Annotated in this window: 15 protein-coding genes; 6 read left to right on the forward strand and 9 right to left on the reverse strand. The window is 51.8% G+C overall.

Features of this window, described 5'->3' with window-relative positions; genetic code table 11:
• Nucleotides 1–247 precede the first annotated feature (247 nt).
• Nucleotides 248–1342 (forward strand): D-alanine--D-alanine ligase, encoded by a 1095-nt coding sequence (gene ddlA / locus ACRQ84_RS12645; protein WP_483816272.1) that lies wholly within the window; start codon nt 248–250, stop codon nt 1340–1342.
• A gap of 14 nt (nt 1343–1356) precedes the next feature.
• Here ddlA and ACRQ84_RS12650 read toward each other — a convergent pair whose 3' ends face one another.
• From ACRQ84_RS12650 to ACRQ84_RS12660, 3 genes are all read right to left on the reverse strand, one after another.
• Nucleotides 1357–2781, reverse strand: coding sequence for a GGDEF domain-containing protein (locus ACRQ84_RS12650; RefSeq protein ID WP_483816273.1), 1425 nt, complete (start codon nt 2779–2781; stop codon nt 1357–1359).
• Between the two features lie 294 nt (nt 2782–3075).
• A complete protein-coding gene (locus tag ACRQ84_RS12655; protein WP_483817924.1) occupies nt 3076–4545 on the reverse strand; it encodes a SulP family inorganic anion transporter in 1470 nt (489 codons plus the stop codon).
• Between the two features lie 688 nt (nt 4546–5233).
• On the reverse strand, nt 5234–6043 hold the full coding sequence (locus tag ACRQ84_RS12660; RefSeq protein WP_483817925.1) for a 5'-nucleotidase, lipoprotein e(P4) family: 810 nt from the start codon (nt 6041–6043) through the stop codon (nt 5234–5236).
• A gap of 109 nt (nt 6044–6152) precedes the next feature.
• On the opposite strand from ACRQ84_RS12660, the gene ACRQ84_RS12665 reads away from it, so the two are divergent.
• Entirely contained in the window at nt 6153–6872 is a 720-nt protein-coding gene (locus ACRQ84_RS12665) for a purine nucleoside phosphorylase YfiH/LACC1 family protein (protein WP_483816274.1), read from the forward strand.
• A gap of 30 nt (nt 6873–6902) precedes the next feature.
• Here ACRQ84_RS12665 and ACRQ84_RS12670 read toward each other — a convergent pair whose 3' ends face one another.
• The 4 genes from ACRQ84_RS12670 to ACRQ84_RS12685 all read right to left on the reverse strand — a co-directional run bounded on the left by ACRQ84_RS12670 (nt 6903) and on the right by ACRQ84_RS12685 (nt 10978).
• A complete protein-coding gene (locus tag ACRQ84_RS12670) occupies nt 6903–8222 on the reverse strand; it encodes a gluconate:H+ symporter (RefSeq protein WP_064738443.1) in 1320 nt (439 codons plus the stop codon).
• 79 nt (nt 8223–8301) lie between these two features.
• Complete coding sequence (idnO, locus tag ACRQ84_RS12675; RefSeq protein ID WP_064738442.1) at nt 8302–9066, reverse strand: gluconate 5-dehydrogenase; 765 nt, start codon at nt 9064–9066, stop codon at nt 8302–8304.
• 9 nt (nt 9067–9075) lie between these two features.
• Nucleotides 9076–10107: an L-idonate 5-dehydrogenase gene (idnD, locus tag ACRQ84_RS12680; protein WP_483816275.1), complete on the reverse strand. Its 1032-nt coding sequence runs from the start codon at nt 10105–10107 to the stop codon at nt 9076–9078.
• A gap of 169 nt (nt 10108–10276) precedes the next feature.
• Nucleotides 10277–10978 (reverse strand): response regulator, encoded by a 702-nt coding sequence (locus ACRQ84_RS12685; RefSeq protein WP_483816276.1) that lies wholly within the window; start codon nt 10976–10978, stop codon nt 10277–10279.
• 523 nt (nt 10979–11501) lie between these two features.
• Between ACRQ84_RS12685 and ACRQ84_RS12690 the strand changes: the two genes are divergently transcribed.
• From ACRQ84_RS12690 to ACRQ84_RS12700, 3 genes are all read left to right on the forward strand, one after another.
• Complete coding sequence (locus ACRQ84_RS12690) at nt 11502–15137, forward strand: ATP-binding protein (protein ID WP_483816277.1); 3636 nt, start codon at nt 11502–11504, stop codon at nt 15135–15137.
• A 99-nt stretch (nt 15138–15236) separates the two neighbouring features.
• Nucleotides 15237–15860 carry a LuxR C-terminal-related transcriptional regulator gene (locus ACRQ84_RS12695; RefSeq protein ID WP_483816278.1) on the forward strand — a complete coding sequence of 208 codons (624 nt, stop codon included), beginning with the start codon at nt 15237–15239 and terminating at the stop codon, nt 15858–15860.
• Between the two features lie 322 nt (nt 15861–16182).
• Nucleotides 16183–18186 (forward strand): 2,4-dienoyl-CoA reductase FMN-binding domain-containing protein, encoded by a 2004-nt coding sequence (locus tag ACRQ84_RS12700; RefSeq protein WP_483816279.1) that lies wholly within the window; start codon nt 16183–16185, stop codon nt 18184–18186.
• Here ACRQ84_RS12700 and rlmG read toward each other — a convergent pair whose 3' ends face one another.
• Complete coding sequence (gene rlmG, locus ACRQ84_RS12705; protein WP_064738436.1) at nt 18187–19305, reverse strand: 23S rRNA (guanine(1835)-N(2))-methyltransferase RlmG; 1119 nt, start codon at nt 19303–19305, stop codon at nt 18187–18189. It lies immediately after the preceding gene.
• A gap of 81 nt (nt 19306–19386) precedes the next feature.
• Here rlmG and ACRQ84_RS12710 point away from each other — a divergent pair, with 81 nt between their 5' ends.
• Nucleotides 19387–19887 (forward strand): M48 metallopeptidase family protein, encoded by a 501-nt coding sequence (locus ACRQ84_RS12710; RefSeq protein WP_064738435.1) that lies wholly within the window; start codon nt 19387–19389, stop codon nt 19885–19887.
• Here ACRQ84_RS12710 and ACRQ84_RS12715 read toward each other — a convergent pair.
• Nucleotides 19884–21572 carry a chloride channel protein gene (locus ACRQ84_RS12715; protein WP_483816280.1) on the reverse strand — a complete coding sequence of 563 codons (1689 nt, stop codon included), beginning with the start codon at nt 21570–21572 and terminating at the stop codon, nt 19884–19886. The two genes, ACRQ84_RS12710 and ACRQ84_RS12715, sit on opposite strands and share 4 nt — an antisense overlap.
• Nucleotides 21573–21683 lie beyond the last annotated feature (111 nt).

Consider the following 21683-nt stretch of genomic DNA (forward strand, 5'->3'; position numbering starts at 1 on the left):
TGACAAAAAACGGTGAGCACATTGCCCACCGTTGTACCTGTTTGAATTGGGAAAAGTCTGACAGAAGGCAGGTTTTGAGCCGTCCAAGACTTGTCTCAAACGGTTATGAATAATTGTTTAAAGTCGTGACTAAGGGCACGACGACAGGCTTTTTCCATGACTTTATGCAGGAAAAAGCAAGGCTGTTGATGGCTGTCCTGGGCGTGTTATCTTACTGGCTCGCTTTATCGCAATCGGACAAATAGCAATGGCAAAACAGCGTGTAGGGATAGTGTTTGGCGGCAAGTCGGCTGAGCATGAAGTGTCATTACAATCAGCCAAAAACATCCTCGAAGCCATCGATAAGAGCAAGTATGAGGTGGTTTTACTGGGAATTGATAAACAGGGTGAATGGCATCTTAATGATGCATCGGGTTTTTTACTCAACGCTGAGAATCCTACGCTCATTGCCCTTAATCGTTCAGGTGAAAATGTCGCGCTGGTACCCGGAAGTTCCTCGCAACAGTTGATTACCCGTCAGCAGGCACAGCCGCTGTCACAGGTAGATGTGATTTTCCCGATCGTACACGGCACGCTGGGTGAAGATGGCTCGCTGCAGGGTTTGTTACGCATGGCCAATCTGCCGTTTGTTGGTTCCGACGTGCTCGGTTCCGCCGTCAGCATGGACAAGGATTTCACCAAACGTCTGCTGCGCGATGCCGGACTTAATGTCGCCCCGTGGATCAGTGTGACGCAGGCGCAGCGAGCGCATGTTGATGCCGAGGCCGTCATCGCGCGCTTGGGCTTACCACTGTTTATCAAACCGGCTAACCAGGGATCGTCGGTTGGCGTAAGTAAAGTCGACAGCCTTGAAGAATTTGCTACTGCTCTGGAGCTGGCTTTTACTTTCGATCGCAAAGTCTTGATCGAGCAAGGGATTAAAGGTCGTGAGATTGAATGCGCGGTGTTGGGTAATGATGCACCGGAAGCCAGCCCGTGCGGCGAAGTGGTCGTGCATGACGCCTTCTACTCGTATGACACCAAATACATCAGCGAAAGTGGCGCGCAGGTGGTGGTTCCTGCCGCGATCAGCGATGAAGCCAGCGATGCGATTCGTAAGGTGGCGATTACCGCGTTTCAGGCATTAGAGTGTTTTGGTCTGGCGCGCGTTGACGTGTTCCTGACGGACAGTGGCGAAATCATTGTCAATGAAGTCAATACATTACCCGGATTCACCAACATCAGCATGTATCCGAAGTTATGGCAGGCAGCCGGCTTGAGCTACAGCGAGCTGATTTCCCGTCTGATTGAGCTGGCGCAGCAACGTCACCAGCAAACCAGCCAACTGAAAAGCAGCGTGTGAAAGGCGGACGTGGCTCAGGCCACGTCATTCATTATGCTACGCGGTTCCATCGCCGGTGAGGTTTGATTACGACCGTTGCGTTTAGAGAGATACAAATTCTTGTCCGCCGCTGAAACCAAACGGTTAATGACGCTCGGCCATTCCCGCTCAGTCTGCGCACTGCCGCGCGCCAGGCCTAAGCTGGCTGTAACCGTCACCGTGTTGCCCTGAATCCAGAACTTCTCTTTGACCATCGCCTGACGCACCGTTTCGGCCAGCTGGTAGAGCTGGCTGTGGCTACAATCAAACACGACCACCACAAACTCTTCCCCACCGAAACGACACACCATGCCACGATTACCGACCACGCGTTGAATCCTCCGCGCAATCTCTTCCAACACACAATCGCCGGCATCGTGGCCAAAATTGTCGTTAATGGCCTTGAAATAGTCGACATCGAGCATGACTACACCTACTTCACGCTGCTGCGAAAAGGGTTCATTTCTCAGGCTTTCATACAGGCCGGAACGCGACAACAGCTGGGTGAGGAAATCAAAATTTGCGCGTAACGCGAGGCGATAATTCAACTGGCGAATGGCGTCCATGCTCACGGCAACCAGCAATGGACTGAGCGCGACGGTGGCCACGCCGAGGCGTGCCGACGTGAGATGGCTAATCGGCAGCAGCGCGTCGTCACCCTGAATATTCATGACTCCGTGGGATACCAGCACAATCTCGGTAATACCCGTTATCAGAATCATCAAACTGGTCAGCGGGATGGGGAGTACGATGGCGCACCAAATGAGCGCCGGCACCGGGAACGTCAGGCTGCCCGCCCCGCCAATCATTGCCCCGATAATCAACGACAACAGCACCGCCGCCAGCGGCAGTAGTTTCCCGGGATGCAACAAGGTGCGGGGTGAGACCGAGCGTAGCGGACGTGCCAGCATTACTGGCAGTAACATCAGAGAAGTGGAGAATTGTTCGCTAAACCAGTCACTCCACGCCACGATAAAGCGCGCATTGAAGTCGATATCCTGCGCCCACGCCCCCCAGGTTGCACAAGCTGCAGCAGCAAGAAAACAGGCGGGGAAAATGCGCATAGCATTGAACACCTGACTATTGGCTGAAGGTCGTTGCAGATGTTTGATCAGCATGCTGACCGCGACGAGGATAAACAGGATATTGGCAAAATTAACGGTAAACGCGGGCAGCGCCCAGCCGGAAAATACCGTGTCGTTAAATATCATCGCACTGAAGCACACCAGATAGCTGGAGGTGGTGTGCAAAAACGGGTTCCTCACCATTAAACCGGCTACCAACGCATTGACCGGCCAGAACAGAGAAAACTCTTCGGGGATGCGTAAATGGCTGCCAATAAAGCAGAAAAACAGCGTAATGAAGAACAGTGTGAGAGCATTCTTTTTAAAATTATTCTCTTCAAACAGCATAACGCGCATACGTCTGAACCCTGTAACCTGGAAAGTGCCGGCATCAGCCATAGGCATCAGCAAGCATTAAACCGGAAATAACCGTGCGATGATTCGGTAATTAAGCAAGTGTTCGTCATCCTACTCTGCGGCTGGGCGGCGCTCAACCTGCTATAAAAAGCAGCGTCGGCCAAATGGCATTGTGGAAACGCCTGAGACAAAGGATGTAACTTGCGGCAATTATGCCCTGTAAATAAAAAAATCGGCTATCCGAGATATCCGATTTTTTAGTTTTAAAACGTTTATTCCAGCGAAGACTTATGGCTATTTCACCGCAACGGGCCACTGACTAAGACGAATACCGCGTTCCCGCGCATTTTCACCAAAGTCTTTCAGCACGGCTTTAACATCGGGATCCATATACTCGGCATTATCGTGATCCACAATCACCACACTGTTTTCCGGAATCTCGGCCAGTAATCCCTGCAGCTTCGGATTGTGCATGAAAGTCAGATTCTGCTGAAAACGCAAAACGTAGTGATCGTCATGGCGCGTGAGCTGCAATGCATTGCGATGGCTTTTATAAATGCTGTAGAGGATTTGGGTAGCGATACCTATTCCGATACCGGCCAGCATGCCAAATACGATAATGCCGCCGATGGTGGCAAGGAATGGCACATATTGCTGCGGCCCCATTCGTATCTGTTCAATGAACAGGCGCGGCGTGGCCAGCTTATAGCCGGTATAGAGCAGCACCGCCGCAAGACTGGCAAGTGGAATCGCGTTAAGCAGATTACTGAACCACAGCCCGCAGATTAACAACAGCACACCATGAATGAGAATCGACAGCTTGGTTTGGGCGCCAACGCTAACATTCACCGAGCTGCGCACGATCACTGCGGTAATCGGCATTGCACCAAGGAAACCGGCGGTCAGGTTACCAATGCCCTGCGCAAACATCTCTTTATTGGGTGAAGGTGCAGGATTTTGCGGGCGCAGTTTCTTCAGTGCTTCCTGGCTGAGCAGCGTCTCAAGACTCGCCACCAGCGCCAGCGTCACTGCCACCATCCAAACTGAAGGGTTCTGCCACGCTTGCCAATCTGGCGTTTCCAGCTCAGCCACCAGCGCAGACATGCTATCAAAAGCAGGCAGTGTGATACGTGGCAAGCCTTCGGCCAGCGTTGGAAACAGGCGATCGCCAAATACCGTAGCGGCACAACCCACCAGCACCGCGACCAAAGGGCCCGGCATCCAGCTTAGTGCTTTCACCGATTTGATCAGCGGAGTAGTCCACAGCCATAAAATGAACAGCCCCACACCGGCAACCAGCATCGCACTGCTCGAAAATTGAAACTCACCGTTGACCAACGCAAGCAGCTCGACATCACCCGCTGCGCCGAATGCCACCGGAATTTGCTGCATAATCAGCAGAATACCAATCGCCGCCAGCATGCCTTTAATGACGCTGCTTGGTACCAGCGCGATAAAACGTCCTGCACGCACTAAGCCAAATAGGCATTGCAACACTCCAGCCAGAATCAGCGCGGTGAGAAAGGCGGAAAAGCTTCCTAACGTGGCGATTGACGCGACCACAATCGTCACCAATCCCGCAGCCGGACCGCTGACCGCAAAACGCGATGGGCTAAGCGCAGTGACCAGCAAACCGCCAATCACGCCAGTAAGCAGACCGGCAAAAGGCGGCAATCCGCTCGCTTGTGCAATGCCCAGACAGAGCGGCAGTGCGACAAGAAACACCACTAAACCAGCCGGAATATCCTGACGAAGTGTATTTATATTCATGGCATCGTTTCCTCTGCAGGCTGGATAATTAACCGCTCGCAGCGCTGCAAATCCCAACTGCGATTTTTCGCTAATAAGGCTTTCAGGATCATCACAATAATCTTCTCTCTACGTTTAAAAATATCGCTTTCAGGTAAATAGCGACGTCATTAAACGCGGCTATGGAGAACAATTGAGGATGAAAGCAGAACTTCCTCACAAAAATTGTTTATAGACGCTTAAGCATAGCGTTGCATCATGAATATTTCTAACAGCGACAAAGTGAGCTTTTTTGTAAACAAACATTCAGTAAACGTATGAGTCAGGTAAGTTTATGCAAGGAATGAAATATTAGAGCAGCCCTATAAAAACCAATATTAACAATCAAATGAGATGATTTATAAATATAATATTCTTAATGCAATTACAAAAAATTACACGCATCAATACTGTGCCTTTCGATTGGCGGTATAAGCTAAACCTTTTGAGCTGAGAAGAATCCTAATTCTAAAATTTATGATTAGCGTGATTCACTGCCTTTTTGCAAACAAGGCAATATATTTCACTATTTTTATCGAATTAATAAAGTAAGAAATCAGGAAAAAAGTAAGGAGAATAATAGTTACGGATGAATGTAAATATGAATGGTCCTGAAGAGGACATTAATGCGCCTGCCAGGACAGACGCTATTTCACATAATGAATTATTTACCGTTCCACGCTTTCATACGCGCTTCACGTACCTGCAATTGCTGTTCAGGTGTCAGTTTGTTGTAGTTCTCCGCCATGCCACTTTCCCAGTCGCCATACAGAGGGTTCGGTAACACGATGAACTGGGTGCCAAAACGCTGATGGTTAAGGCTAACGAACTGTTGACGCTGCGCATTCCCCTGATGCCAGGTTGAACCGCCAAAGTCATTCAGGTTGTCACCCACATACAGCACCACGTTGTAACCGGCGTTTTTCACGGCATCGAAGCGCTCTTGCTTGTTGGAATTGCCCGTGCTGAGGCGCACCGTTTTATCGCTCACGCCGGTGAAGCCCAGCTTGGTTAGGTTCTCCACCGTTGCGGCATAATCTTTTTGATCGCGGTTGGAGATATAGAACATGGTGCCGCCGTGGCTATTCACGTAATTGGCAAACTCCACAGCCCCCGGAACCGCTGTTGCCTGACGCGCCTGCGTCCAGGCTGACCAGGTTTTACCGGAGAAGGGCTGACCGTTCTTCGCCTGCCACGCGCTATAGGCGCTGTTATCGATCATCGTTTCATCTAAATCGACGATAACCGCTTTCGGTTTACCCGCCAGCGATGGCGCCTGATCAAAGGCCATGCGCGCACTGTTAAACGCCTGCCAGCTCAATGCCTGATATTCGCCGGATTGCTGGAACCAGTTCACTGCCAGTACCGATTGCTGGCCGAGCTGCTGCTGCGCCTGCTGTTTGGAGGGTTGCGCACAACCGGTCAACGCCAACGCCATTAAGCCGGACGCCGCCAGCAAAGTGGTTTTCTTCATCATTTCATCCTTAAGTGATTAGGGTCAGTTTTTGTAAAGCTTTAAAAATGTAGCAGTTAACGTAAGCTGTGGGCAGCAGAATGCAGCCGTTTGGTGAGAGGAGACACTTATGGCACAGCACCAACATAGCGGTCCACGTTCAAGACTGCTGGATGACTTTTCCTGGCTGGAATATGCCTTTCAGCCCGCTGGCCAGCCGGTTCCAGTTAATGCCGCTTACGGCCAACAGCGTCACAGCGCTAACGTGTTGCTGGCAAGCCAAAACATCCCGCCTAAGCGGTGCGAATCGGATGGCTTGATTAGCGAAGATCATCTGCCGGTCGCGGTGTATACCGCCGATTGTCTGCCGGTGTTATTTGCCGATCCGCAACAGCAGCAAGTTGCGGCGGTACACGCCGGATTAAAAGGTACGCTGGGTGGCGTGTTGAATAACGCGATTGACCGTCTGCTGGAACGCGGCGCCAGCCGTGAAACGCTGCGCGTGGCAATCGGTCCGGCGATCGGGCCGTGCTGCTATGAGTTGGGTAAAGATTGGCTGACGCAGATGCAGGATCGTCACGATCTTCCACCGTTGCCATATTCCACTCGGCAGCCGCACAATGCGCAAGCGATCCGTCCGCAGGCCGGGGCAAAGCAAGACGGAATCTGGTTTGATTTGCCTAATCTGGCGCAGCGCTTGCTGTTACAGCGGGGAATCATGGCGGAACATATTGAGGTACTGAACGTTTGCACCTACTGCATGGCGGAGTCGGGTTCCAGCTATCGCTATAACACCCATTTTGACAGCGGCTATCAGTCACGTTTCTCATGGATCCGTACGCGAGGTTAAGGGCTTCACATCCTTGTGAAGCCTGATCGATCAGTGAATTACCGCATTGAGCGCCAGTACGCCGGCTAAACCGAGAATCGAGATCAGCGTTTCCATCACCGTCCAGGTTTTCAGGGTTTCCACCACGCTGAGGTTAAAGTAGCCCTTGAATAGCCAGAAGCCGGGATCGTTAACGTGTGAAGCGATCACGCTGCCGGAACCTACCGCCAGCACCATCAAAGCCGGATCGGCATGTGTGGCAGCGATAATGGGCGTCACAATGCCGGCGGTGGTAATGGCCGCCACCGTGGCGGAACCCAGCGCTACACGCAGCATCGCCGCAACCGTCCAGCACATCAGCAGCGGTGACAGTGACGATCCCTTCATCATATCGGCGATGTAGTTACCGACGCCGCTGTCCACCAGCACCTGTTTGAACGCACCGCCACCCGCAATGATAAAGATGATCATGGCGATGGCGGCAATCGATTCGCCGCACATATCCATCACTTCTTCCATCTTACGACCGTTGCGCAGCCCCAACGTCAGCACTGCAATCACTACCGCGATAAACAGCGCCACCGCCGGATTACCAATGAATTCGAAGAACTGACGCAGCGCGTTCTCTTTCGGTGTGGTCAATTCAAAGACGGCGGCAATCGCCATCAGCACCACTGGAATCACCGCGGCAAAGATACTGATACCGAAGCCCGGCATCTCTTCTTCCGTGAAAATTTTTGGGTTATACAGCCCTTCCGGCGGTGACTTCTCAAAACTCTTGAGAAACTTCGAGAAAACCGGTCCGGCAATGATCACTGTTGGAATGGTGATGATCATGCCGTACAGCAATGTCGTACCGAGATTGGCGCCAAAGATGGTGGCAATCGCCGTTGGACCGGGATGTGGTGGCAGGAAGCAGTGGGTTACCGAGAGCGCAGCCACCATTGGCACACCGACATACAACAGCGGCAAACCGGCGGCCGCCACGATAGTGAACACCAGCGGCAGCAGCAGCACGAAGCCAACTTCATAGAACATCGCCAGACCTACGATCAGTCCGGTCACCACCAACGCCCATTGCAACCGCTCCTTTCCAAAAGCGGCGATCAGCGTGGTGGCCACACGTTGTGCTGCACCGGTATCGGAAACCAGCCGCCCGAGCATGGCGCCGAAACCGAGGATCATCGCTAATCCGCCCAGCGTCGAACCGATACCTTTCTGGATCGAAGCCATGACATTCAGCGGCGTCATACCTTCGGCAATACCGACTACCGCCGAGACAAACACTAACGCAATGAAGCCATTGACCTTAAAAACAATCATCAACACCAGCAGCAGTATCACACCCAGCACAATGATGGTTATTGGCATTTTTTATTATCCTTAGGAATACAGAGGGGTGATTAAGGTTTAGGCGCGGCCCGGCGATAACGCCAGCCGCGCCCTGGCATCACACGGCAACACGCATGCCGCCATCAACGAACAGCAGATGGCCGTTAACGAAGTTGGATGCAGCCGATGCGAGGAATACTGCTGCGCCAATCAGCTCTTCCGGCTTGCCCCAGCGTGCAGCGGGTGTGCGCTTGGTCAGCCAGCCGGTAAAGGCGGGATCGTCAGCCAGCGCTTGGGTCATTTCAGTGACGAAATAGCCTGGCGCAATGGCATTCACCTGAATATTGTGACGCGCCAACTCCACGCACATACCGCGCGTCAGCATGGTGACGGCACCTTTTGAGGCGGCGTAAGGGGTGATGGTGTCGCGGCCTAATTCGCTCTGCATTGAACCAATATTGATGATTTTGCCCTGTTGCCGCTCCACCATTTTTTTCGCCACGGTTTGCGAAACCAGAAATACGGCGGTCTGGTTTACCGCGATGACGTCATTCCAGTCCTGCTCCGGGAATTCGAGGAATGGCCGACGGCGCTGAATGCCCGCATTGTTCACCAGCACATCTATCGCGCCCCACTCCGCTTCTATCTCGTCAACCGCCTGCTTGACCTGCGACGATTGCGTGACATCAAAAGCTTTGGCGTGCGCACGTAATCCCAACTCACGTAACTGCGCGGCGCCCTTCTCCGCACCTTCAGCGGTGGTGGCGTTAACGATCACTTCAGCACCGGCTTCAGCCAGGCCTCGCGCCAAAAGAAACCCAATGCCGCGCGCCGAACCGGTCAACAACACACGCTTGCCTTCGAGGGAAAATAACTGACTCATCACTGCTCCTTAAAAGGTTAACTGGACTTTAGCGGCGCGGGTTTTATCACCGGCAAACTGCAGCGCGGCATCAATATCCTGCAAGGCGAATTCACCGCTAAACAGCGGCAACGGATTAATCACGCCGGTGGCCAGCCATTCGACGGCGGTAGTGAATTCATGAGTGAAGCGGAAGGAACCGACCAGATTAATCTCTTTGGCAATCAACGCCATGATCGGGAAATTGGGAATGGTGCCGCCCATGCCAACCTGCACCAGCGTACCTTTAGCGCAGACCACATTGAGACAGCGCTGTAGCGAAGCAGGATGCCCCGAGGCTTCAAACGCCACATCAAAGTAGCCTTTATCGGCGAGATAAGGCGCGAAATCGCCTTCAGCGGCATGAATGACCGCAGTGGCGCCCATCTGCTGCGCCATCTCCAGTGAACGCTCGCTGATATCGCTGCACACAATTGAGGCGGCACCGCGCGCTTTTGCCGCCGCCGCAATCAGGCAACCAATCGGACCCACACCGGAAATGAAAACGTGCTTGCCGCTGAGATCGCCCGCCTGGCGCGTGGCGTGGATGCATACCGCCAACGGCTCAGCGAATACCATGACCGTTTCGTCGGCATCCGATGGGAACGGTACGCATTGCGCGCTATCCACTACTTTGTATTGCGTGAACCCGCCGTCAACGTGCGGCACATACATGGCGCTGCCAAAAAAGCGCATAGTGGTGCACTGATTCTCCTGATCGCGCTGACAATATTTGCACTCACCGCAGGGCTTAGAAGGATTAACCGCGACTTTTTGCTCTGGCTTGAGTGCCGGGTTATCGCTTTCCACCACGTAACCGATCACTTCATGGCCAAGGACCATCGGCATCTTAATTTCAAAACTGCCGACCTTACCTTCCTGATAATAATGCAGATCGGAGCCACAAATGCCGCCGCGCGTAATGCGCACCAGCGTACCTTTGCCGTCCCATTTAACCTGCTGTTGTGCCACGCTGACTTGTTTTTTTCCGGTGATCACGCCGGATTGTGTTTCGATGTTCATAACGTCCCCCTAAGTGCTGTCGCAATGGGGCCATCAGACCGGGTTATGCAGTTTAAAACTGTGACAGAGATCACTCAAAATTATGTTACGGGAAGCTGTTACCTGGAACGTGAAGTATGTGATGCAGGAGAGGAACAAGGCGGACGTGAGGTACCGCCTGTGAAGAACATTAATAGCCTGACATCAGGTCATGACTGTATTTGAACAGCTCTGAATCGGAGCGCAAACCGAGTTTTTTCAGCGCCGATTGTTTTTGGCCGCTCACTGTTTTACGGCTGCGTTTAAACTTCACGGCAATTTGTGACACGCTCAAACCATCCAGGAAACAACGCACCACTTCGACTTCACGCGGGCTGAGAGTTTTCACCTTCTCATACATATTTCCCTTGTTACTAAAGTCGAGACTATCATCCAGTGATTCTTCACTCATTACATACAGATTTTCCACTTCATAGGCCACTTCTCTGGACAAGAATAAACGTCCCTGCGCAACCTGACGAATCGCGTGCGTAATCTCCTGCATGTTATGGCTCTTACCAATAAATCCTTTCACGCCGGCGCTTAGCACCATTTTGACAATCGCCGGACTTTCCATTGAAGAGGAGATCAGAATTTTTTGCTGTGGATAGTGATTACGTAATTGCTTAACTAATGCCAGGCCGTCAAGTTCACGCTCGCCCAGCAGGAAATCGAGCACCAGAACATCAACCACCGTACTTCTTAACTGATTAAACAGCTCATTGCTTGAAGCCCAAGTGCCCACCAAATGAATATCGGGCTCATGTTTTAAACATAACTCGAAAACGGTACGGACCATTGGGTGATCATCAAGGACAGCAACACGCACTTGTTTGTTGTGTGCATATACCATTTCTTTATTCCCTTATTACAGTTTTAATTTTGTCCAATTGTGATAACCACACCAGTTAAAATACCTGATGACATTAATAAGTGACAATTGAGATAATTTATATACCTCAATGTTATTATTTTTAAAATCAACTCACCTGCAAAGTCGATGATGAGTACGATTTTGCAGGTTTTATTATTCATCGCGATGGCTTTATTGTTGCCGGCTCACGTAAAACTGCGAAAATTCTGACTTAACTCATCCGCTAGACCACATAAGAATTGTCTTGAAAGGATAGTGCGTAAGTAACAGATTGAATAAAATGAACAATTAATGAAAATGACAATTCATGCATTTAAGCACTTTCTTTAACAACAAATTAATTGCTTGAGAATGGTCGCAAAAAAATGACGTCTGAGAAATAACAGGAGAGAATTGTTCGAATATCTCTATACTCCCATGTCCTTACTGAAATTAATGCAATTCATTTTTTCGAGATGGTGCCGTGTCTAATCAGCTCACTACTTTTCGCTGTGCAATTTTGTTGCTTGTTTCGTTATTCTCCTGCTCATTATTCGCTACGGAAAAAACACTGCAACTGCTGGCGAGATATGACACTGCACAGCCAGCCCTGCAATTAGCAGAGCCGATTGCTTCTGGATTTCGCAATAAAGTGCTTAAAGTGGCTGTGGCGGGCCAGCCACAACCCCCTTTATTTATGGATACCGATACGCGACGTTTTGAAGGGCTCAGTGCCGATTACCTCTCCCTGATTCAAAGTATGCTCGACACCACTATCGAGCTGTATCACTACCCCAGCCATAGCGCTGCGCAAAATGCCGTGATGACTGGCGAAATGCACATGCTGGCGATCAATGTGGTTTATCCTTCATCTCTGCCACAACCGCTGATCGCCAGTACGCCATGGATGCTGGACTACAGCGTAATGGGTTACAAAGCCGATCATCCGCTTAGTCTGAGTCAGACTTTTGCACAGCGTATTGCCTGGTCTGGCGCGCCACCGCTGCGCGAGTATCTGGAGCGCACCTATAAAAATGAGCCTTTGGTGCGCTTCCCTGGCAATTACGATGCCGTGGCTTCAGTGGTTTTTGGTCAAACGGGAAAAGTGTGGGGCAATGCCGCAACACTAAACCATCTCAATCGTTATCTCTTTGCTAATGCCTTAAAAGTGGTGCCCGATGAGCACAGCATTCCGATGAATGTTAGCTTCGGCATAAGCCCGCACTTACCCTTACTGGCGGCGGCGATTAATCAGGCATTACCGCAAATCCCCCTCGCCATTCGCATGCAGATAGCCAAACGCTGGCAGCTTGATGCCCACCATGTTTTGCAGCGCAATCCGCTGGCCTTAACGCAGGAAGAGGAGAAGTGGCTGCAGGAGCATATGCGCATTGATACATCCCTGCCGATGGCGCTGGCCCCTCTTAGCAGTCGCTCCAACAAAATGCCATTTCGCGGCATGGTCGTCGATGTCCTGGAGCTGATCACTAACCTCACAGGCCTCAGCTTTCACGCCCATTTACCTGAAGAGCCTCCCGAGAGCAGCAGCAGTTACGTACCTCCACGGCTCTTCCCACTCGACATCCTTGAACGGGAGGATGAGGCGAGTCCTGCGCTGAGAACACGCCCGTGGCTGGTATCGCATTGGGTAATTATCCGTAATCAGAAGCCCCGCACGATTATTGGTCGCGAGACCTTCCCCTTTGGCTCAGCGTTGATGCTAAATAATCGGGCGATGAAAGAGTGGATGCAGCAGCATTATCCCAATCTGAACCTTGCTAAGAGTGATGATCCCATTGATGCCTTGCGCCAGCTGCAAGAGCATAAGATTGATGCGGTGGTGCTACCGAAAATTTTTGCAGATTATCTGCTACGTAATCCTTTCGGCGATAAGTTAGTGGTTGAAAGCACACTCGGCGCAGAACCAGCGCGTTTCGTGATGCGCGTTGAACCCGGTAATGAAATGCTGGTGAGTATCATCAACAAAGCCTTATTAGCTATTCCACCCGAAACTCTATTCACACTGCTGGCACAGTGGCGTCAGGCAGAAACGCCGTTTCTCAGCGCATCATGGCAAAACTATAAACAAGCGATCCTCATGATCGTGATGGTTTCCGCCGGGTTAATTATGCTGATTCTGCTGTGGAACCGACATTTACGTAAAGTGATTCAGCAACGTATTCAAGCCGAAAATGCGTTGAAAAATCAGCTTAATTTCACCCATACATTATTTAATGAATCGCCCGTCGCTATGTATATTCGCGACAAAAACACCCGGTTGGTTGACTGTAATAAAGCTTATTTGCGCTTTATGAATTTCCGGCGAGAAGAAGTGATTGGCAAACGACTGTCCGACGTGTTTACGGGCAATAATGCCAGTATCCAAAGTATTGAAGATGGCTATCAGCAAACCTTACGCGATGGCGAAGCCGTGATGCGCGATATTCATATGGTGTTTGATCAACAACCCTTTCAGCTCTACAACTGGACGCTACCGTTTCGCGATCGTCTTGGCGATGTGGCTGGTGTCATTGGCGGCTGGCTGGATGTCACCGAACGCAATGCGCTGTTGCAAGAGTTACAGCTAGCCAAAGATATTGCGGATAAAGCGAATCGTTCGAAAAGTGAATTCCTTGCCAGCATGAGCCATGAGATCCGCACTCCGTTGCATGCCATTATTGGGTTGCTGGAACTGGAAACCCGATCGCAACCGGCAGAGTCACTTTCAGAGAATATTCGTGTTGCCTACAGTTCAGCACACGCGTTGTTGTCGTTAATTGGTGATGTACTCGATCTTTCGAAGATCGAATCCGGTATGTATCAGCCAACGCCAGAAACCGTCTATTTGCCGGATGTGATCGAACAGGCAGTCGCACTGTTTCGTAATAAGGCAGAAAGTAAGGGTCTGGAGCTGCGTGTGGAGATGGATATTGCTGCCTACTGGGTGAAAACCGATCCGCTGATGATCAACCAAATTCTCTCTAATCTTTTGAGCAACGCGATTAAGTTTACCGAAGAAGGTACGGTCACCGTGGTACTCATGCAAGGCATCGCGCAGGAAGAGGAAGGCAGCGAATTCGTCATAGAGGTGAGCGATAACGGCTGCGGCATGACAGAAGATCAACAACATGCCATCTTCGAGCCCTTTGTACAGTTGGGCGAACGTCATCAACAACAACTTGGCACCGGATTAGGTTTAAGTATCTGCCGTAATCTGGCCCATCTTCTTGATGGCGAATTGATTGTCGAGAGTACGCCAGGCGTAGGTGCCGTGTTCTCTTTTTACTTCCGTGCGCCGCTGGGCGAACCACGCGATCAGACGCAGCCACACCTGTCACAGCCCCTGCTTTCGGACAAGTTGTCGGTGCTGGTAATTGATGATCATGCCCCTAACCGCTTACTACTCGGCAAACAGCTTGAGTTGTCAGGCCATCAGGTTGTAGTGAGTGAAAGTGCTGCAGAAGCGTTAACGCTGTGGCAGCAAGAGCCGCTGCGCTTTGATTTGATTATTACCGATTGCAATATGCCGGGAATGAATGGCTTTCAGTTTGCTGAGGCGCTGCGCCAATATGAACAGCAGCAACAATTACCGCCCATTATGCTCTTCGGGCTAACGGCCTCTGCAGAGCAGCACATTATGCAGCGCTGTTTAAAATCGGGAATGGATGACTGCCTGTTCAAACCCCTGAATCTTGATCGATTGCTGGCACAGATTGCACACTGCACACGCCGCAGCCAGGCCCATTCGGGACAAACTCGGGTTATTGGTGAAACCAAAGAAACGGTTAACGCTGCTGAGTTAGTGGCTACGAGCATCACAAGCTTCCCGCCGCTCCTGACGCAACTTGCCGAGCGAGATGTTGAGAGCTGCTTGGAATTACTCTCCAGCATTCGCACCAGCCATGCAACATTACTGGCGGAAATGCAGCAAACGCAGGAACCCAGCACCTTGTCGCAACTTGGCCATAAACTCAAAGGCGGCGCGGCTATTCTCAATGCGCAGGCGCTGGTGCAATTAGGTCGCCAACTGGAGAGGCATCAAGAGGAGGCACACGATGTAGAAGCGTTAATTCTAAAAATTGCCACGGAAATAGATCGCGTAAATCAATCATTAATAGAATTTGCAGAAGTTCGTCTGAAAAATAATCAGTTTTTATAGAATCATAATCTTAACGAGACATTTCTCGGTTCGCCCTATTACTTCGCCGGACATAATGGCCGCCAGCGTCATCATTACGGTGTCGTTAAAGGGAGATATATGTTTAATGCAAAAATCCTCATCGTTGATGAGCATCGTTTGGTTGCCGCCGGCGTGCAGGCTTTATTATTAATGAATGGTTTTAATTGTGTCACTACAGCGCACACAATTAACGATGGAATTGATGATATCATTCATCATCACATCGACATACTCATATTAGATCCTGACTTTAAAGAAAAAAATGGCATCGCATTTTTACGTGATATCGTTAAATCAAAGACATGGATGAAAGTGATCCTGATAAGCCAGGGCGGTAATAATCATTTATCTATACAGTCGCTTAGTCAGGGAGCTAATGGCTTCGTGTCTACATACGATCCTATTCAAACGCTGATCGCCGCTATTGGATGCGTATCTAACAACGTGAATTATCTACCGGGCGATATTCTGGATAAACGTCAGCGTTATGCGAATGAGCAAGACATGCTGTCTCGCCTAACGGAGCGTGAACATTTGATTTTACGACAATTAGCACAGGGGAAATCAAATAAAATCATCGCTTTCGAGCTGGGATTAAATAATAAAACCATTAGTACTTATAAAACAAAAATATTCCAAAAGCTTGAGTCGAAAAATCTGGTTGATATCATTGAACTCGCCCGGCGCAACGGTGCGTGTTAAAAGAAAAATCAAGACCAGTCTTGCGGATTAATCGCGTAGTGATCTGGCATGATATGCCCTGTCCTCACCCCGGACAGTTTTTACAAAGATTGAGTTTTAAAGGAATTAATAACCACAGAGCTAATTTATTAGCCCCTTTTTCATGCTCTTACAGGGCGAGTAGGTTTCTTCCCGTGCCTGGCGAAAGAAGTCCGATACTTTCGTCTGCGACTTACCGCCCTGCTTTTTTTTGATGCTTCTCACAGGCTGAACGCCACACATTTCCTTCCCAATAAAATCCCGGTAAAGTTCACTCATCCGACCACTTTCTGAGTATGTGATCATGTCTGAACATTATCCCCACCTGTTCGCCCCGCTGGATTTGGGCTTTACCCAGCTCAAAAACCGTTTCCTGATGGGTTCAATGCATACCGGATTGGAAGAACATGCTGAAGGCGCTCAACGTCTGGCCGCCTTTTATGCTGAACGCGCACGCGAAGGCGTGGCGCTGATTGTCACCGGCGGCATTGCGCCCAACCCACAAGGCGTGGTGGCTCAAGGCGGTGCCATCCTTAACCAGGAAAGTCAGTGCGACTGGCACCGCGTCATCACCGATGCTGTCCATGCCGAAGGTGGGAAAATTGCGCTGCAAATTTTGCATGCTGGACGCTACAGCTATCAACGCGATCTGGTTGCGCCTTCCGCGCTGCAGGCGCCGATCAATCCTTTTACGCCGCAAGCGCTCAGCGATGACGATATTCAGCAAACCATTCGTGACTTTGCACACTGCGCCAAACTGGCGCAACAGGCCGGCTATGACGGCGTCGAGATCATGGGCTCGGAAGGTTATCTGATTAACCAGTTTCTGGTAGCACATACCAATAAGCGTAATGATGATTGGGGCGGCGATGTGGCGCGACGCCAGCGTTTTGCATTAGCAGTCACTCAAGCGGTGCGCGATGCCGTCGGCAGCGATTTCATCATTATCTTCCGCCTGTCGATGCTCGATTTGGTCAATAACGGCAGCTCGCTGGATGAGACGCTGGCGCTAGCACAAGCGCTGGAACAGTGTGGCGTCACACTATTCAACAGCGGTATTGGCTGGCATGAAGCGCGCATTCCTACCATCGCCACCTGCGTACCACGCGCCGGTTTTGCCTGGGTTACTCAGCATCTGCGCGAACGTGTCTCGGTGCCGGTCATCGCCACCAATCGCATCAACCATCCCGATGTTGCGGAACAACTCTTGCGTGACGGCATCGCCGATATGGTATCGATGGCGCGCCCGTTCCTCGCCGATGCGGCTTTTGTCCGCAAGACGGCAAACGGCCATCCCGATGCTATTAACACCTGCATTGCCTGTAATCAGGCATGCCTCGATCAAATCTTTGTCGGCAAAGTCACCTCGTGTCTGGTGAATCCGCGCGCCTGTCACGAAACCCTGATGCCGGTGATCAATACCGCACAGCCAAAAAAGCTGGCGGTGGTTGGCGCAGGGCCCGCTGGCATGGCATTCGCGCTGCAGGCGGCCCAACGCGGCCATCAGGTTACGCTGTACGAAGCCGATGCGCAGATTGGTGGGCAGTTTAATATCGCCCGCCAGATTCCTGGCAAAGATGAATTTAGTGAAACGCTGCGCTATTTCCGCCACCAACTCGCCGCCGCTGGCGTAGCGATAAAGACTGAACACTACGTGAACGCTAACGAACTGGAAGCCTACGATGAAGTGATCATCGCCACTGGCATTGTACCGCGCCAGCTGGCGATTCCCGGCATCGACCATCCCAGCGTACTGAGCTATCTCGACGTGATACGCGATAAAAAAGCGGTCGGAAAACGCGTGGCGATTATTGGCGCGGGCGGCATCGGTTTTGATACCGCCGAGTTTTTATTGCATCAAGCCAGCCATGACGATTTCTACCAAAGCTGGGGCATCGATCGCAGCTTGCAGGCGCGTGGCGGATTGATGGCGCCACAACCACAGCCCGCCGATCGACAAATCTGGCTGCTGCAGCGCAAATCCGGTAAGCCGGGCGCCGGGTTGGCGAAAACCACCGGCTGGATCCACCGCGCCAGCTTGCAAGCGCACGGCGTGCAAATGTGGGGCGACGTCGAGTATTTAAAGATTGATGATGCCGGATTGCATCTGCGCCATCAGGGTGAAGCAATCGCGCTGACGGTGGATAACGTGGTGATTTGTGCCGGGCAGGAACCGCTGCGTCTGCTGGCGGACGAGCTGAGCGCGCGAGGTAAATCAGTACACGTGATTGGTGGTGCGGATGTGGCGCAGGAGCTGGATGCTCGCCGCGCCATCGCTCAGGCAACCGAACTGGCGCTGAGCGTGTAATTAACGCAGTTTTACCGAACGCAGCACTACAAACTTAGCGTTGGACGCCACCAGCTCGCAGTTGCCAAACAGCTTTTTCATTTTGACGTGATAACCGAGGTGGCGGTTGCCGACGATGCGCAACTCGCCGCCGTATTGCAGGCAGCGTTTCGCATCACGCAGCATTTGCCACGCCAGATGATCGGTCACCGCGTGCTGCTGATGGAAAGGTGGATTGCACAATACCGCATGCAAACGATCCGAGGGGAAACCGCTCAGCACGTTGTTAACGCGGAATTGGCAGCGCGCCATATCCTGCGGGCGGTTCACTTCCACGTTCAGTTTGCTTGATGCCACCGCCATGTAAGATTCGTCATAAAACAGCACATCCGCATTCGGGTTCTGTTCCAGCGCCAGCAAGCCAATCACGCCATTGCCACAGCCCAAATCGAGAATCTCGCCTTCAATGTCAAAGGGCAGATGTTGCATAAAGAAACGCGCGCCAACATCCAGCGAGGCGCGGGAGAACACGTTGGCATGGTTGTGGATCTGATATTCAGAATCGTCAAGCGGCCAAACCGTGGTCGCAGGCTGATCCACTAAGGCAGGCGCGGTGAAGCGGCTGTAAATCAGACGCGCTTTTTTCCACGCCAGCGACGTTTTGCTCTCGCCCAGAATACGCTCGAACAGTTGCAGCGTGGAGTTGTGAATATCCTTGGCTTTCGCCGCCGCCAAAATCAGTGTGTCTGGCGTGACCACTTCGCGCAGTGCTCGCAATTGATGCTCCAGCAAAGCCAGCGCTTTGGGGATTTTGATCATCACCACCGCCGGCGCGGCTGGCAGTGGTGCCAGGCTATCGATAAAGTGCACCTGATCTTCATCCATCTCATTGAGACGCAGGTTCTGTTTCGCCGCCTGTTCGCTCAGCAGCGAATCGCTGACGTGCCACACGGGACGCGCGCCAAGTCCGCAGGTCAAGGCTCCAAAGCTGTCGTTGAACACCAATACCGGTCCCTCAGGCAGCGCTTGCTGCAACAAATATTCATCGGCGGAATCCCATGCCTGTAGCGGGCTTTCCTCACGCATGGGCGGGAAGCGGTGCAGCGTCAGCGTGCGATTGGTCAGTTCAAGTTGGCTCATGGAATCTCCGGCGTGGTACACTTTGCGCGATTTTCGCCCTAAAAAGGGGGCGCAGTATACTGTCTTTCGCCGGGAATCCCAATGTCATTAATCTATCTGCAGGGTTACCCTGAAAACATCCTCGAGCAGGTTCAGACACTGATCGAACATGAGCGTTTAGGTTCCTTTCTCCAGCAACGCTATCCCAATACGCACAATATCGTCAGCGACCGGGCGCTTTATGATTACACGCAGGCGCTGAAAAACCGCTACATGCGCAGCGCGCCACCGGTGAGCAAAGTGATTTGGGACAATAAGATCAAGGTGATGAAGCACGCATTAGGGCTGCATACGGCGATTTCGCGCGTGCAAGGTGGCAACCTAAAAGCCAAGGCGGAGATCCGCATCTCCACGTTCTTCCGTCTCGCACCGGAAGCATTTCTGCGTATGATCGTGGTACACGAGTTGGCTCATCTGAAAGAGAAAGAACATGACAAAGCCTTTTACCAACTCTGCTGCCACATGGAACCGGATTATCATCAGTTGGAGTTTGACGCCCGCCTGTGGATGACCGACCAGGCGATGCGCGGCAACGCGGCTTAAAGAAACTCCTGCGCTTTTTGAATCAGGCTGGTTTTCGTCAATGCGCCCATAAAACGGCGCTCTTGCGGATTATTCAGCACCGGTAAACGCTCAAGCGTGACACGGGCAAAGGCTTCCCAACCTTCGCGCATGCTTTGATTTTGATAAATGCAGGGAAAATTATTGTCCATCACGCTACTCACTGGTGAATGCAGGGTAATCTCCTGCGCTAACACCTTGCGTGAAATATCGTGAATCGACACCACGCCGAGAAATTGTCCTTCGCTATTAATCACATAAACATAACGTTCACGCTTGAGTGAGCTCACCGCCAGCGCCTGCCCAACCGACTCTTCCGGCTGTAGCGCCGCGCCGGGAATGATCAACTGATCGACACGCATGTTATCGAAGTCATATTTAGCTTCGGAACGGCTGAAATGACTGCTCACCACCGGATAGGTGCTGGAAGATTGCAGGCGATACACCACCATTGACGCCAACACCGACGCGATCATAATCGGGAACAGCAGGCTGCTATTTAGCGTCATCTCTAACACCATCAGCATCGCCATTAACGGTGCCTGACTGACCGCCGCCAGCACCGCCGCCATGCCGATGGCCGCATACAGCAAGGTATTGCCGACCGGTAAATGCAGCATCACGCCCATTTGCGCCAGTGCCACGCCGAGCAGTGCGCCGATCAACAATGAAGGGGTAAATAGCCCGCCGACCGCATTGGACCCAACCGACAGCGTGGTCGCCAGCGTTTTCAGCAGCAGCAATCCTAACAAGCCCATCAGTACATACTGGCCATCAATAATTTTCACGATCACTTCGTAGCCATTACCGAGAATATCGGTAGAGATCAGCGCCAGAAAGCCCACCGCCAACCCACCCGCACCCAACCGCAGCGGCAGCGAACGCACGCGGCCAAACAGCGCTTTGCTGCGGGCAATCAGTTTGATCAGCAGCCACCCGGCGATACCGGCGACAAAACCAATCAGCAGTGTCATCAGCAAACTGCTGATATCCATCTGAAATAGTGCTTCGGATAATGGATATAGCGCGCTGCGGAAACCCAGCGACCACATGGTCATCACCGCCACCGCCGACGAGACTATCAGCGGAATCAAGCGTTGCAGCGCCGAGATGCCAAAAGCGATTTCCGCCACAAATATCGCCGATGCCAGCGGGGCGTGATACACCGACGAAAGCCCGGCGGCAGCGGCCATCGCCACGATATCGCTATTGCGCAGATTGAATGAGGCAGGCAGCCAGCGGCCAATTAAACTGCCGCTCAGCGCCGATAGCTGCACCATCGGCCCCTCTTTACCAATCGACGCGCCGCTGCCGATACTGGCAATTGACGAGAGTGCACGGAACAACGAGGTTTTCGTGGGTACCGCATCAAGCCGGGCGTTGATCACTTCCAGATAATCGGTCTGCACCGTTTCCTGTTTTTCAATCGCCACCGCATAGCGCAGGAAGAAACCAGCTAATACGCCGCCCGCCCCTACCAGCAGCGGCCAGAAGATCCATGGCCAGACATGCATTGCCACGGTGATTTCACTATCACTGTTAAAAAGTAGGTGGTTGATCAATTCGATCACGCCGCGAAATGCCAGCGTTACCAGCGAAGCCACACATCCAACGGGAATGGCGATCAGTAATGTGGTCCAGTTCAGAGCATGTTTACTTCCACTCACCCGCGCGTCCCCGCTAGTCGGTTAAAAAGTTGTGCGGCATCATCATATTGGAATGCAGATCTCAGGATCAAATTTCGCCTGCCTGGCACTCAGATGAACATGTTACTCTGC

The sequence above is a fragment of the Pantoea sp. E2023-21 genome (genome assembly GCF_051302795.1).
In the GTDB taxonomy this organism is placed as follows: Bacteria; Pseudomonadota; Gammaproteobacteria; order Enterobacterales; family Enterobacteriaceae; genus Pantoea; species Pantoea ludwigii_A.

Coding starts and splice junctions, on each gene's coding strand:
- ddlA (WP_483816272.1), top strand. CDS start 248: ATGGCAAAACAGCGTGTAGGGATAGTGTTTGGCGGCAAGTCGGCTGAG.
- ACRQ84_RS12650 (WP_483816273.1), bottom strand. CDS start 2,781: ATGCGCGTTATGCTGTTTGAAGAGAATAATTTTAAAAAGAATGCTCTC.
- ACRQ84_RS12660 (WP_483817925.1), bottom strand. CDS start 6,043: ATGAAGAAAACCACTTTGCTGGCGGCGTCCGGCTTAATGGCGTTGGCG.
- ACRQ84_RS12665 (WP_483816274.1), top strand. CDS start 6,153: ATGGCACAGCACCAACATAGCGGTCCACGTTCAAGACTGCTGGATGAC.
- ACRQ84_RS12670 (WP_064738443.1), bottom strand. CDS start 8,222: ATGCCAATAACCATCATTGTGCTGGGTGTGATACTGCTGCTGGTGTTG.
- idnO (WP_064738442.1), bottom strand. CDS start 9,066: ATGAGTCAGTTATTTTCCCTCGAAGGCAAGCGTGTGTTGTTGACCGGT.
- idnD (WP_483816275.1), bottom strand. CDS start 10,107: ATGAACATCGAAACACAATCCGGCGTGATCACCGGAAAAAAACAAGTC.
- ACRQ84_RS12685 (WP_483816276.1), bottom strand. CDS start 10,978: ATGGTATATGCACACAACAAACAAGTGCGTGTTGCTGTCCTTGATGAT.
- ACRQ84_RS12695 (WP_483816278.1), top strand. CDS start 15,237: ATGTTTAATGCAAAAATCCTCATCGTTGATGAGCATCGTTTGGTTGCC.
- ACRQ84_RS12700 (WP_483816279.1), top strand. CDS start 16,183: ATGTCTGAACATTATCCCCACCTGTTCGCCCCGCTGGATTTGGGCTTT.
- rlmG (WP_064738436.1), bottom strand. CDS start 19,305: ATGAGCCAACTTGAACTGACCAATCGCACGCTGACGCTGCACCGCTTC.
- ACRQ84_RS12710 (WP_064738435.1), top strand. CDS start 19,387: ATGTCATTAATCTATCTGCAGGGTTACCCTGAAAACATCCTCGAGCAG.